Genomic DNA, 15,136 nt, shown 5'->3' on the forward strand with positions numbered 1-15,136 from the left:
ACACATGTCGGAGAACGAGAAGCTCCTCGAGTACCTCAGGCGTGCCACCGCGGACCTGGGAGACGCCAGGCGACGCCTGCGCGAGGCGGAGGACGCCCGCCACGAGCCCGTCGCGATCGTGTCCATGAGCTGCCGGTACCCCGGCGGCGTCGACTCTCCCGAACGGCTGTGGGACCTCCTCGACAGCGGGACCGACGCCATCACCGAATGGCCCGCCGGCCGCGGCTGGGACACCGAGGAGCTCTACCACCCCGACCCGGACCACCCGGGCACCTCCTTCACCCGGCACGGCGGATTCCTGCACGACGCGGCCGACTTCGACGCGGGGTTCTTCGGGATCTCCCCGCGCGAGGCGCTCGCCATGGACCCGCAGCAGCGCCTCGTCCTGGAGACCGCCTGGGAGGCCGTGGAGCGGGCGGCCATCGACCCGACCGCGCTGCGCGCCACGAAGACCGGCGTGTTCATCGGCGCGATGCGCAACGACTACGGCAGCACCTCGCGGCACCTGCCGGAGATCCAGGGGCTGCTGGACACGGGCACCGCCGCCAGCGTGGTGTCCGGCCGCGTCGCCTACACCCTCGGCCTCGAAGGCCCCGCGATCACCGTCGACACAGCCTGCTCCTCCTCCCTGGTCGCCCTGCACCTCGCGGTCCGGTCGCTGCGCAGCGGCGAGAGCACGCTCGCCCTCGCGGGCGGCGTCGCGGTCATGGCGACCCCCGACGCGTTCGTCGCGTTCAGCAGGCAGCGTGCCCTGTCGGCGGACGCGCGCTGCAAGGCGTTCGCGGCCGCCGCGGACGGCACCGGGTGGTCCGAGGGCGTCGGCGTCCTGGTCCTGGAGCGCCTCGCCGACGCGCGCCGCAACGGCCACCGCGTGCTCGCCGTCATCCGTGGCTCCGCCGTCAACCAGGACGGCGCGAGCAACGGTCTGACCGCCCCCAACGGCCCCTCGCAGCAGCGCGTCATCGCCGACGCCCTCGCCGACGCCCGCCTCACCCCCGGCGACATCGACGCGGTGGAGGCCCACGGCACAGGAACCCGCCTCGGCGACCCCATCGAGGCCCAGGCCCTGCTCGCCACCTACGGCCGGAACCGGCCCGCCGAACGGCCGTTGTGGCTGGGCTCCCTGAAGTCCAACATCGGCCACACCTCGGGCGCCGCGGGCGTCGGCGGCGTCATGAAGATGGTGCTCGCCCTGCGCCACGGACGGCTGCCGAAGACCCTGCACATCGACGAGCCGACGCCGTTCGTCGACTGGACCGAGGGCGCCGTGCGCGTCCTGACCGAGTCCCGGCCCTGGGAGGCCGAAGGCCGGCCCCGCCGAGCCGGTGTCTCCGCGTTCGGCGTCAGCGGCACCAACGCGCACCTCGTCCTCGAAGAGGACACCCCCGCCCCGGCGGAGCCCGGGACCGACGACCGTCCCGCACCCGCTCCCGTCGAGGGCCCCCTGCCGTGGGTGCTCTCCGCCCGTGGCGAGGACGCCCTGCGCGCACAGGCCGCCCGCCTCCTCGCCCACATCGGCGACACGGAGGCGACGGACGCCGCGATCGGCCGCTCGCTGGCCGCCACGCGCGCGGCGTTCGAGCACCGGGCGGTCGTCGTGGCGGAGGACCGGGCCGGATTCACCGAAGGCCTGGCCGCGCTGGCCGAGGGGACACCCTGCCCGCGCGTCGCGCAGGGGACGACCGGACCCACCGGGAAGACCGTGTTCGTCTTTCCGGGGCAGGGTTCGCAGTGGGTGGGCATGGCGGTGGAACTGCTGGATTCCTCCCCGGTGTTCGCGGCGGGGATGGGGGAGTGCGAGCGGGCTCTGTCGGCGTACGTGGACTGGTCGCTGGAGGGGGTCCTGCGGGGCGCGGACGGCGCGCCGTCGCTGGAGCGGGTGGATGTCGTACAGCCCGCCCTGTTCGCGGTGATGGTGTCCCTCGCCCGGGTGTGGCGTGCGTACGGGATCGAGCCGGACGCGGTGGTGGGGCACTCGCAGGGGGAGATCGCCGCCGCGTACGTGGCCGGAGCCCTGTCCCTGGACGACGCGGCCAAGGTGGTCGCGCTCCGCAGCCGTGCCCTCGCCGATCTGGCGGGGCGCGGCGGCATGGCGTCGGTCGCGCTGCCGGTGGCCGAGCTGGAGGCTCAACTGGCCGCGTGGGGCGGGCGGTTGTCGGTGGCCGCGGTCAACGGGCCCGCCACCACCGTGCTGTCGGGAGACGTCGATGCCGTCGAGGGGGTGGTCGCCGAGCTGGTCGCGCGGGACGTACAGGCGAAGGTCATCCCGGTCGACTACGCTTCCCACTCCGCGCACGTCGAGGAGATCGAGGAGCGGCTGCGGGTCGTCCTGGCGGGGATCACGCCCAAGGCGGCCGATGTGCCCTTCTGCTCGACGGTCGAGGCGGGTTGGCTGGACACCACGGCACTCGACGCCGGGTACTGGTACCGCAACCTGCGCCGGACCGTCCGCTTCGAAGAAGCCGTGCGGAACCTGCTCGGCCAGGAGTACGGCTTCTTCGTCGAGGTCAGCGCCCACCCCGTGCTCACCCTCGGCGTGACACAGACCGCCGAGGACGACGCGCGCGAGCAGCCCGTCGCGGTGCTCGACACCCTGCGCAGGGACGAAGGCGGACTCGACCGGTTCCTGCGCGCCCTCGGCCACGCGCACGCGCGTGGTCTGTCGCCCGACTGGTCCCAGGTCTTCGACGGTCACGGCGACGCCGTCGCGGAGCTGTCCACGTACGCGGAGCTGTCCAGGTACCAGGAGTTGCCCACGTACGTGGAGTTGCCCACGTATGCCTTCCGGCGGCGCCCCTACTGGCTGGAACACGCGCCGTCCCCCGGCAGCGCCCCGGCCGTGGCGGTGGACCCCGTGGAGGACCGGTTCTGGGAGGCCGTCCGCACCGGTGATCTCCCGGAGCTGACCGCGACGTTGGGCGTCGCCCCCGACGAGCCGCTCAGCGCCGTCCTGCCCGCCCTCGCCACCTGGCGGGAGCGGCGCGCGGAGCTGGCCACCGTCGAGTCCTGGCGCTACCGGCTCGCGTGGCGGCCGCTGCCCGAACCGTCCGGCACCCGCTTGTCCGGGACCTGGCTGGTCCTGCTGCCCGCCACGCTCGCCGAGGACGAGCAGAGCCTTGCCTGCGTCCGCGCCGTCGAGGACGCGGGAGCCACGGCAGTCACCCTCGTGCTCGACGACGGCGAGACCGAGCGAGGGCCTCTCGCCGTCCGGCTCTCCGAAGCCCTGGCAGGGGCGGCCGCACCGGTCGCCGGTGTGCTCTCGCTGCTCGGCACCGACGCGCGACCCCACCCGCGCCACCCGTCCGTGCCCGTCGGCACCGCCCTGGGCCTCGCCCTGGTGCAGGCACTCGGCGACGCCGGGATCGACGCGCCACTGTGGTGGGCCACGCGCGGCGCGGTCTCCGTCGGCCGCGCCGACGCCCCGGTGAGCCCTGCCCAGCACGTCGGTTGGGGCCTCGGCAGGGTCGCCGCCCTGGAGTACCCGCAGCGCTGGGGCGGCCTCGTCGATCTGCCCCCGGTGCTCGACGCCCGCGCCGCGGCACGTCTGTGCGCCGTACTCGCCGGGCTCGGCGACGAGGACCAGGTGGCGGTACGCGGCTCCGCCGTGCACGCCCGCCGCCTGCTGAGGTCGCCGCTGGACGGGGCGCGGCCCCGTCGCACCTGGACCCCGCGCGGCACCACCCTGATCACCGGTGGCACGGGCGGCATCGGCGCGTACATCGCCCGCCGCCTTGCCCGCGACGGGGCCGAGCATCTCGTCTTGGTCAGCCGCCGCGGCCCCGACGCGCCGGGCGCCGCCGAACTCGCCGACGAACTCGGGGAGTTGGGTGCGCGCACCACCGTGGCCTCCTGCGACGTCACCGACCGGGACGCCCTGACCGCGCTCGTGGACGGGCTGCGGGCGGACGGCTGCGAGATCCGGTCCGTCCTGCACGCCGCGGCCGGGGGCTCGCTCGTGCCGCTCGCCGACACGGACCTGGCGGAGTTCGCCGACACCCTGCACGCCAAGGCGGGCGGCGCCGCGCACCTGGACGCCGTCTTCGACACGGACTCCCTCGACGCCTTCGTCCTGTTCTCCTCCATCTCCGGCGTCTGGGGCAGCGCGGTCCACGGCGCCTACGCCGCCGCCAACGCCTACCTGGACGGCCTCGCCGAGAACCGCCGCGCGCGAGGCCTCGCCGCCACCTCAGTGGTCTGGGGCATCTGGAGCCCTCAGGACGGCGCCGGCATGGCGGCGGGCCTCGTCGAGGACCAACTCCGCGCCCAGGGCGTCGTCTTCATGCCGCCCGCCACCTGCGTCAACGCCCTCCAGCAGGTCCTCGACCACGACGAGACCCACATCCTGGTCGCCGACATCGACTGGAGCCGCTTCGCCCCCGTCTTCACCACCGGTCGGCCCAGCCCGCTGATCGGCTCCGTCCCCGAGGCCCGCGCCGCACTCGAAACGGGCGGTGACGCTTCGGAGGACGGCGAGGACACGGCGGCGGGTTCGCTCCGCGATCGGCTGCGGGAGCTGACCGCGCCGGAACGCGAACGGCTCCTGACCGACCTCGTGCGCACCGAGGCCGCAGGCGTCCTCGGGCACGACTCCGCCGACGCGATCACACCCGACCGCGCCTTCCGCGACCTCGGCTTCGACTCGCTGACCGCCGTGGAGATGCGCAACCGGCTCAACACCGCGAGCGGCCTCAGGCTGCCCGTCACCGTCGTCTTCGACTACTCCTCGCCCGGCGCCCTGGCCCGCCATCTGAGCACCGAACTCTTCGGTGGCAAGGGTGTGAAGGGTGTGTTGGCGGCGGCGAGTAAGACTTCGCCGTCGCCGCGTGACACGGCGGCCGACGACGACCCCGTCGTCATCGTGTCGATGAGCTGCCGCTACCCGGGCGGCGTCAGCACCCCCGACGAGCTGTGGCAGCTCGTCGCCGAGGGCCGCGACGCGATCGCCGGGCTCCCCGCCGACCGCGGCTGGGACCTCGACGACCTCTACGACGACGACCCCGACCGGCCGGGCAAGAGCTACGCGGCGGCGGGCGGCTTCGTCTACGACGCGGGCCGCTTCGACGCCGACTTCTTCGGCATCTCGCCCCGCGAGGCCCGCGCCATGGACCCGCAGCAGCGCCTCCTCCTGGAGACGTCGTGGGAAGCCCTGGAGCGGGCCGGAATCGACCCCGCCACTTTGCGCGGCAGCCGCACCGGCGTCTTCGCCGGAGCCGCCCACCAGGGCTACGGCGGCAGTATGAAGGACGTACCCGAGGAGCTCGAAGGGCTCTTCGTCGCGGGCATCTCCACCAGCGTCCTGACCGGCCGCGTCGCCTACACCCTGGGCCTTGAGGGGCCGGCGGTCACGGTGGACACGGCCTGCTCGTCCTCGCTCGTCGCCGTCCACATGGCGGCCCAGGCGCTGCGCGGCGGCGAGTGCTCGCTGGCCCTGGCGGGCGGAGCGACGGTCATCGGCACCCCGCTGACCTTCACCGGCTTCAGCCGCCAGCGCGGACTCGCGCCCGACGGCCGGTGCAAGTCCTTCGCCGCCGGTGCCGACGGCTTCGGCATGGCCGAAGGGGTCGGGCTGCTGCTCCTTGAGCGGCTCTCGGACGCCCGCCGCAACGGCCACCCGGTCCTCGCCGTCCTGCGCGGCTCCGCCGTCAACCAGGACGGCGCGAGCAACGGCCTGACCGCGCCCAGCGGCCTGGCCCAGCAGCGCGTCATCGCCGAGGCCCTCGCCGCCGCCCGGCTGACCGCCGCCGACGTCGACGCGGTCGAGGCGCACGGCACCGGCACCACCCTCGGCGACCCCATCGAGGCACAGGCCATCCTGGCCACGTACGGCCAGGACCGGCCCGCCGAACGGCCGCTGCTGCTCGGCTCGTTGAAGTCCAACATCGGGCACAGCCAGGCCGCGGCCGGTGTCGCGGGCATCATCAAGATGGTCCTGGCGATGCGCCACGAACTGCTCCCCGCGACCCTGCACGTGGACGAACCTTCCCCGAACGTCGACTGGTCGGCGGGCGCGGTGTCCCTGCTCACCGAAGCCGCGCCCTGGCCCGAGAACGGCCACCCCCGGCGCGCCGGTGTCTCCTCCTTCGGCCTGAGCGGCACCAACGCCCACGTCATCGTCGAACAGCCGCCCGCCGAGGAGCCGTTGACGGATCCCGCGCCGGGACCGGACGACACCGCGGTGCCGTGGGTGCTCTACGGACGGACCGCCGACGCCGTACGCGACCAAGCCGTACGCCTGCGTACGCATCTGACGGCGAGGACCGGGCTCCGCCCCGCCGATGTCGGCCGCTCCCTGGCCACCACGCGTACGCCCTTCGAGCACCGGGCGGCCGTCGTCGGCGCCGACCTGGACACGCTCCTGGCCGGACTCGACACCCTGATCGACGGACGGACCGGACCGACCGCCGTGCGGGGCACGGCGGTCAAGGATCCGCGTGCCGTGTTCGTCTTCCCCGGCCAGGGCACCCAGTGGCCCGGCATGGCCCGTGAACTCCTCGACACCTCCGGGGTGTTCGCCGAGCGCATCGCCGCCTGCGCCGAGGAGCTCGACCCGCACGCCGACTGGTCCCTGCTCGACGTCCTGCGCGAAGTCCCCGGCGCGCCGCCGCTGGACCGCGTCGACGTCGTCCAGCCCGTCCTGTTCGCCGTCATGGTCTCGCTCGCCGAGGTCTGGCGCGCGCACGGCGTCGAACCCGCCGCCGTCGTCGGCCACTCCCAGGGCGAGATCGCCGCCGCCTGCGTCGCCGGAGCCCTCACCCTCCGGGACGCCGCCCGGATCGTCGCCCTGCGTAGCAAGGCCCTGCGCGCGCTCACCGGACGGGGCGCCATGCTGTACGTCCCCCGGGCGCCCGATGAGGTCGAGGCGCGGCTCGCCCCCTGGTCCGACCGGCTGGGCATCGCCGCCGTCAACGGGCCCACCACGGTCACGGTCTCGGGAGAGACGCAGGCCATCGGTGAGCTGCACGACGCCCTCGCCGACGCCGGTGTGCTGTGCTGGCCCCTTCCCGGCGTCGACTTCGCCGGGCACTCGCCTCAGGTCGAGGAGATCCAGGGCGAGTTGCGCGAGGTGCTCGCAGGCGTCACCCCGCGCGCATCGCGCATCCCCTTCTACTCGACGGTGACCGGTGCCGTGCTGGACACCACCGGGCTCGACGCCGAGTACTGGTACCGCAACCTGCGCCAACCCGTGGACTTCCACGGGGCGTTGAGCTCCCTCCTCGCCGCGGGGCACCGGCTGTTCGTCGAGGCCAGCACGCATCCGGCGCTCACCGTCTGGCTCCAGGAGAGCCTGGAGGCCGTGGAGGGGGTCGGGGGAGTCGTCGGTGCCGGGGGAGAGGCCGGAGCCGGGGGAGTCGTCGGCACCGGGGGAGTCGTCGGCACCCTGCACCGCGGCGAGGGCGGCCGCGGCCGGTTCCTCACCTCGCTCGCCGAACTGCACACCCTCGGCCACGCGGTGGACTGGGGCGCGGTCTTCGACGGCACCGGCGCCCGCCGCTGCGAGCTGCCCACGTACGCCTTCCAGCAGCGCCACTACTGGCTGGAGCCCGCCACTGGCGCGGCTCCCGCGAGCGACGGCGCGGACCCGGCCGACCAGCGCTTCTGGGACGCCGTGGAGGGCCAGGACCTCGACGCGCTCGCGGCGATTCTCGACACCGAGGGCGTGGGCGTGGGCGGGGGCGAAGAGCGCGGCGAGGACGGTGTGCGGGACGCGATGGGCGCCCTCCTGCCCGCCCTGTCCACCTGGCGCCGCACCCGTCGCGACCGCTCCGCCCTCAACGCCTGGCGCCATCAGGTCACGTGGAAACCTCTGCCTCTCGACGGGACCCCCGCTCTCACCGGCACCTGGTGGGTGACCGTCCCTGCCGCGACCGCTCAGGACCCGGTCGTCGAAGGCTGCGTACAGGCGCTGCGCGAGCACGGCGCGCAGCCCGTCGTCGTCGCACTCGACGCCGACACCGACCGCGCGGCCCTCGCCGACCACCTGCGCACCCTCGCCCCGCAGGGCCCGGCGCAAGGCGTGCTCTCGTTGCTCGCCCTCGCGCAGGACCCGTACGGCGAAGGGAGCGCGCTGCCCGTCGGCCTCGCCCTCACCGCAGCGCTGCTGCAGGCGCTCGGCGACGCCGACGTGAAGGCACCCTTGTGGTGCGCGACGCGCGGAGCCGTCTCGGTGGGCCGCTCCGACCCGCTCGGCGCGCCGCTCCAGGCCCACGCCTGGGGCCTCGGCGGCGTCGCGGCCGTCGAGCACCCCGAGCGCTGGGCGGGCCTCGTCGACCTGCCCGCACGGCTCGACGCACGGGCCAGGACCCGGCTCGCGGGAGTCCTCGCCCAGCGCGACGGCGAGGACCAACTCGCCCTCCGCTCCTCCGGGTTGTTCGCCCGGCGCCTGGAGCACGCCGTGGCCCGTCCGGATCGCGCCGCCGCCTCGTGGACACCCGACGGCACGGTCCTGATCACCGGCGGCACCGGTGGCATCGGCGCCCACGTCGCCCGCAGGATCGCCCGCGCCGGCGGAGCGCACCTGCTCCTGGTCGGCCGCCGAGGTCAGGACACCCCCGGCGCCGCAGAGCTCGTCGCCGAACTCACCGGGCTCGGCGCCCTCGTCACCGTCGCGGCCTGCGACGCGGCCGATCGCGACGACCTCGTCCGGCTCCTCGGCGAGATCCCCGCCGAGCGCCCGCTGCGCGCGGTGTTCCACGCCGCGGGCGTCCTGGACGACGGAGTCCTCGACTCCCTCACGCCGGAGCGCGCCGCCGCGGTACTGCGGCCCAAGACCGACGCGGCACTCCTCCTCGACGAACTGACGCGGGACAGCGACCTCACCGCCTTCGTGCTGTTCTCCTCGCTCGCCGGCACCCTCGGCGGCACAGGACAGGGCAGTTACGCCGCCGCCAACGCGTTCCTCGACGCCCTCGCCCAGGCGCGCCGCGACCGCGGCCTGCCCGCCACCTCCCTGGCCTGGGGCCTGTGGGGCGGCGACAGCCTCGCCGCGGGCGAGGTCGGCGAACGCCTCGTACGCAACGGCCTGCCCGCCATGAACCCCGACCGCGCCGTCGACGCCCTGTGGCAGGCACTGGACGACGACGAAACCCGCCTGATCGTCGCCGACTTCGCCTGGGAACGCTTCGTCCGCGCCTACACCGCCCTGCGGCCCAGCGCTCTGCTCCAGGACGTGCCCGAGGTGCGCCGCGTCCTCGCCGACAGGGCCTCCGCGCCCGGCACGGACGGGGCGGAGGACGCCCTCGCCCGCGAACTCGCCCCCTTGACCGAGGCCGAGCGCAAGGAGCACCTCGCCGACCTGGTGCGGACCCGGGCCGCGGCCGTCCTCGGCCACGCCGACCCGGCCGCGATCGGCCCCGAGCGCGCGTTCAAGGACATCGGCTTCGACTCGCTGACCGCGGTGGAGCTGCGCAACCGGCTCGCCGAGGCCACCGGTCTGCGCCTGCCGGTCACGCTCGTCTTCGACCACCCGACCACCGCCGCGCTGGTCGACCACCTGCACGAGGAACTGCTCGGCACGGCGGCGCCGTCCCTCGGGACGGCCGTCGCGACGGCCGCCGCACCCGTGGCGGTCCAGGACGACGACCCCATCGCGATCGTCGCGATGAGCTGCCGCTTCCCGGGCGGCGTGACCACCCCCGAGGAGTTCTGGCGGCTGCTCGCCGAGGGGACCGACGCCATCGGCGACTTCCCCACGGACCGCGGCTGGGACCTGGAGGGCCTCTACGACCCGGACCCCGAACACGTGGGCCGCACGTACGCACGTGAAGGCGGATTCCTCTACGACGCCGACCACTTCGACCCCGCCTTCTTCGGCATCTCCCCGCGCGAGGCGCTGACCATCGACCCGCAGCAGCGCCTCCTCCTGGAGCTCGCCTGGGAGGCCTTCGAGCGGGCGGGGGTCGACCCGACGTCCGTGAAGGGCGGCGACGGCGGCGTCTTCGTCGGCTCCAGCCACCGCGACTACGGCTCCCGGGTCACCGAACCCACCGAGGAGTTCGAGGGCTACCTGGGCATCGGCAGCGCGGGCAGCGTCGCCTCCGGACGCATCGCGTACACCTTCGGCCTTGAGGGTCCGGCCGTGACGGTGGACACGGCCTGCTCGTCCTCGCTCGTCGCCGTCCACATGGCGGCCCAGGCGTTGCGCGGCGGCGAGTGCTCGCTTGCGCTCGCGGGCGGCGTGACCGTGATGGCGACGCCCGGCGCGTTCGTCGAGTTCAGCCGGCAGCGCGGTCTCGCCGCCGACGGCCGGTGCAAGCCCTTCGCGGCCGACGCGGACGGCACCGCCTGGGCCGAGGGCGCGGGCCTGCTCCTCCTGGAGCGCCTCTCCGACGCCCGCCGCAACGGACACCCGGTCCTCGCCCTCGTACGCGGCTCCGCCGTCAACCAGGACGGTGCGAGCAACGGCCTGACCGCCCCCAACGGCCCCTCCCAGCAGCGCGTCATCCGCCAGGCCCTCGCCGCTGCGGGACTGGCCGCCGGGGACGTCGACGCGGTGGAGGCCCACGGCACCGGCACCAAACTGGGCGACCCCATCGAGGCACAGGCGCTGCTCGCGACGTACGGGCAGGAGCGAGAGGCCGAACGGCCGCTGCTGCTGGGCTCGTTGAAGTCCAACATCGGGCACAGTCAGGCCGCCGCCGGTGTCGCGGGCATCATCAAGATGGTCCTGGCCATGCGGCACGGGACGCTTCCGCCGACCCTGCACATCGACGAGCCGACCCCGTACGTGGACTGGTCCGCGGGCGCGGTCCACCTGCTGACCGAGGCCACCGCCTGGCCGGACGGCGACCGCCCGCGGCGCGCAGGTGTCTCGTCCTTCGGAGTCAGCGGCACCAACGCGCACACCATCCTGGAGCACGTACCGGAGGTCCTGGAGCGCGTATCGGAGGTCCTGGAGGACGCACCGGAGACCGAGAGCCCGTCGGACCCGCCCGCTCCCTCCGCGGACTGCCTGCCCTGGCTCCTCTCCGCACGGGGCGAGGACGCCCTGCGGGCCCAGGCGGAGCGTCTTCTGGCCCGCGTCACCGCCGAGCCCGCGCCGCGCGCCGACGCCGTCGCCGCGACGCTGGCGGGCGGGCGCGGCACCTTCGAGCACCGCGCCGTGCTCATCGGCGAGGACCGCGAAGCCCTCGTCGCCGCCCTGACCGCGCTCGCGTCGGGCAGGCCGGCGCCCGGTGCCGTCACGGGCACGGCCACGGCGACGGGCAGGACCGCCTTCCTCTTCCCCGGGCAGGGCAGCCAGCGGCCCGGCATGGGAGCCGAACTCCACGAGCGCTTCCCCGTGTTCGCCGACGCCTTCGACGCGGTGTGCGCGGAGTTCGACCCGCTCCTCGACCGTCCGCTGCGCGATGTCGTGCACGCGCCCGCCGGGTCGCCCGACGCGGCACTCCTCGACACCACCGCCTTCACCCAGCCCGCGCTGTTCGCCTTCGGCGTGGCCCTCTTCCGCCTGGTGGAGTCGTTCGGGGTCCGGCCCGACCTCGTCACCGGGCATTCCATCGGCCAACTGGCCGCCGCCCATGTCGCCGGGGTGCTCACCCTCCCGGATGCCGCAGCCCTGGTGGCCGCGCGCGGCAGGCTGATGCAGGCCGCGCCCGCGGGCGGCGCCATGGTCGCGCTCACCGTCCCCGAAGCGGACGTACTGCCTCAACTGGCGGGTCGGGAGGGCGAGATCGCCGTCGCGGCCGTCAACGGTCCCGCCGCCACCGTCCTGTCCGGCGACGGACGAGCCGTCGAGGAGATCGCCGCCCACTGGCGGGCCGAGGGTCGCAAGGCCAAGCGCCTCAACGTGAGCCACGCCTTCCACTCCCCGCACATGGACGGCGTGCTCGACGCCTTCCGCGCGGTCGCCGAGCGGATCACCTACCACGAGCCGAAGATCCCCGTGGTCTGCGATCAGACCGGGGGTGTGGCCCCCGCCGAGCAGCTGCGCGACCCCGGCCACTGGGTCCGCCACGTCCGCGGGACCGTACGGTTCCTGGACGCCGTGCGCACCCTGGAGGCCGAGGGCGTCACGGCCTTCCTGGAACTCGGGCCCGACGCGGCGCTGACCGCCCTCGGCCAGGACTGCCTCACCGACCCCGACGGCGCCACCGCGCTGCCCCTGCTGCGCAAGGACACGGCGGAGGTCCCCGCCGTCACCGCCGCCCTGGCCGGGCTGCACGTCCACGGCGTCCCGGTCGACTGGGCGCTGCTGTTCGCGGGTTCCGGCGGCGGCGCCCCCGCGGACGTGCCCACCTACCCCTTCCAGCGCCGGCGGTACTGGCTGGCCCCCACCCCGCCCACCGGCGACCTGCCCGCGGCGGGTCTGCTCCCGGGCGGGCACCCCCTGCTCGGCGCGGGCTCCCCGCTCGCCGACACCGGCGGATTCCTGTTCACCGGCAGGCTGTCGGCCGCCGCCCACCCCTGGCTCGCCGACCACGCGGTCCTCGGCGAAGCGCTCTTCCCCGCCACGGCCTTCCTCGAACTCGCCGTGCACGCGGGCGACCAGGTGGGCTGCGACGAGGTGGAGGAACTCACCCTGGAAGCGCCCCTGACGCTGCCCCGGCAGGGAGCGGTGACCCTGCAGCTCGCCCTCCAGGCACCGGACACGCACGGCGCCCACGCCTTCTCCGTCCACTCGCGGCCCGAGCACGCCGGTGTCGACGAGCCATGGACCCGGCACGCCAGCGGCAGGGTCACCGCGGGCGGGCGCGCGGAACCGGACCGCCTCGACGCGTGGCCGCCCGCCGGAGCCGAACCCGTCGACATCGACGGCCTGTACGAGCGCCTCGCCGACGGCGGCTTCGCCTACGGCCCCGCCTTCCAGGGCCTGCGCGCCGTCTGGCGCCGGGGCGACGACGTCTACGCCGAGGCGCGGCTGCCCGAGGGGCAGGAGGCGGACGCCGGGCGGTACGGCCTCCACCCGGCGCTCCTGGACAGCGTGCTGCACTCCCTGGCCTTCGGGATGCTCGAAGGCAGCGACCAGGGATGGCTGCCGTTCGCCTGGAACGGGGTGCGGCTGCACGCCACCGGCGCACCGGCCGTACGCCTGCGCATGACGCCCACGGGACGCGACGCCGTCGCCCTGACGATCGCCGACCCCGCGGGCGGCCCCGTCGCCTCCGCCCGCTCCCTCGTGCTCAGGCCGGTCTCGGAGGACCGTGTGCGCGAGGCGCGCAGGGGCACCCACGAGGACCTGTTCCGCCTGGAGTGGCCCCTCCTCGCGGGGGCGCAGGGGGCCGCGCCCGCCTCGGCCGCCCGACCGGCCGTCCTCGGCACGGCGGACGTCACCGCCGGGCTCGCCCCCACCCACGCGGACCTCGCAGCCCTCGGTGCCGCGCTCGACGCGGGCGCACCCGCACCCGACGTCGTGGTGACCGCCCTGCCCCCGACGGGCGCCGCGGACCTGACCGCGAGCGTGCACGAACTCACCGCACAGGCCCTGGAGTTGGTGCGAGCCTGGCTCGCCGACGAGCGGTACGACGGCGCCAAGCTGGCCCTCGTCACCAGCGGCGCGGTGCCCCTCGACCCGGACGACGACGTGCCCGACCCGGCGCACGCCGCGGTCTGGGGCCTGATCCGCTCCGCGCAGACCGAGAACCCCGACCGGTTCGTCCTCATCGACACCGACGACCACCCGGACTCGCAGGCCGCCCTCGCCGCCGCACCAGCCACCGCCCTCGCGCAGGGCGAACCCCAACTCGCCCTGCGCGCAGGGCGGACGCACGTCGCCAGGCTCGCCCGGGTGCCCGCGGCTGTGCCCGCGCGCGAGCCCGCCTGGGACGCCGAGGGCACCGTACTGATCACCGGCGGCACCGGCTCCATCGGCGCCCTGATCGCCCGTCACCTGGTGACCGCACACGGCGTACGCCATCTGCTGCTCACCAGCCGCAGCGGACCCGCCGCCGACGGCGCGGACGCCCTGCGCGCCGAACTCGCCGCGCTCGGCGCCCAGGCGGACGTCGTCGCCTGCGACGCCGCCGACCGGGAGGCCCTGCACAAGCTCCTGCGGAGCCTGCCGCGGCCGTTGACCGGCGTCGTGCACGCGGCGGGCGTCATCGACGACGGCGTCGTCGCCGACATGACGCCCGAGCAGCTGGCGCGGGTGCTGCGGCCCAAGGTCGACGCCGTCGTGAACCTGCACGAACTGACCGCGTCGGCCGACCTGTCCGCGTTCGTGGCGTTCTCCTCCATCGCCGGTGTCTTCGGCGGCATGGGACAGGCCAACTACGCCGCGGCCAACGCCTTCCTGGACGCCCTGGCCCACCGGCGCCGCGCCCAGGGCCTGCCCGGCACCTCGCTGGCCTGGGGCCTGTGGGCGACCGGCGGCGGCATGACAGGGCACCTGGGCGAGGCCGACCTCGCCCGCATCGCCCGCGGTGGCATCGTCGCCTTCTCCCCCGAGGAGGGCGTCGCCCTCTTCGAAGCGGCGACCGGCCTGGACGCGCCCGTGCTCCTGCCGCTGCGCCTGGACACCTCCGCACTCGCCGCACAGGCCGGAGCGGGCGGAGTGCCCGCCTTCCTGCGCGGCCTGGTCCGCACCCCGGCGCGCAGGGCCGCGGCGGGCGACGGCGCGGGACCCGACAGCGCCGACGCGCTGCGGCAGCGCCTCGTGGGCCTGAACGGACCGCAGCGCGAGCGGGTCCTGCGCGACGTGGTCCGCACCCACGCGGGCCTCGTCCTCGGCTTCGCCGACCCCACGGCCGTCGGCACCGAACAGGCCCTGCTCGACCTGGGCTTCGACTCCCTGACCGCGGTGGAGCTGCGCAACAGGCTGCGCGCCGCCACCGGCCTGCACCTGCCCGCCACCCTCCTGTTCGACCACCCCACGGCCGGTGCCATCGCCCGGCACCTGGCCGAGGAGATCACCCCCGACGCCGACGGGCAGGCCCCGGCCGTCCTTGCCGACCTCGACCGCGTGGCGGCCGCCTTGCGGGACGGCGTCGGCGACGACAGCGCGCGCACAGCGGTCACGGACCGGCTCCGTGACCTCCTGGAGGCCCTGCAGCAGGGCGCGGACCCGGAGGACGACGCGGTCGAGGAGCGGATGGGATCCGCCACCGACGACGAGCTCTTCGACTTCATCGACAACGAACTCGGCAGCCCCTGAGGCCCGAAGGACGGCCGCTCGCCCACGCGGCACACGCTTCCCCCGACC

At 75.2% G+C, this 15,136-nt stretch carries 1 protein-coding gene; it reads left to right on the forward strand.

Annotated features, from left to right (window positions below; translation table 11 throughout):
• Positions 1-4 precede the first annotated feature (4 nt).
• Positions 5-15,088 carry a type I polyketide synthase gene (locus AB0B50_RS00430; RefSeq protein ID WP_362323274.1) on the forward strand — a complete coding sequence of 5,028 codons (15,084 nt, stop codon included), beginning with the start codon at positions 5-7 and terminating at the stop codon, positions 15,086-15,088.
• Positions 15,089-15,136 lie beyond the last annotated feature (48 nt).

The sequence above is a fragment of the Streptomyces sp. NPDC041068 genome (assembly GCF_040647455.1).
Classification (GTDB): Bacteria; Actinomycetota; Actinomycetes; order Streptomycetales; family Streptomycetaceae; genus Streptomyces.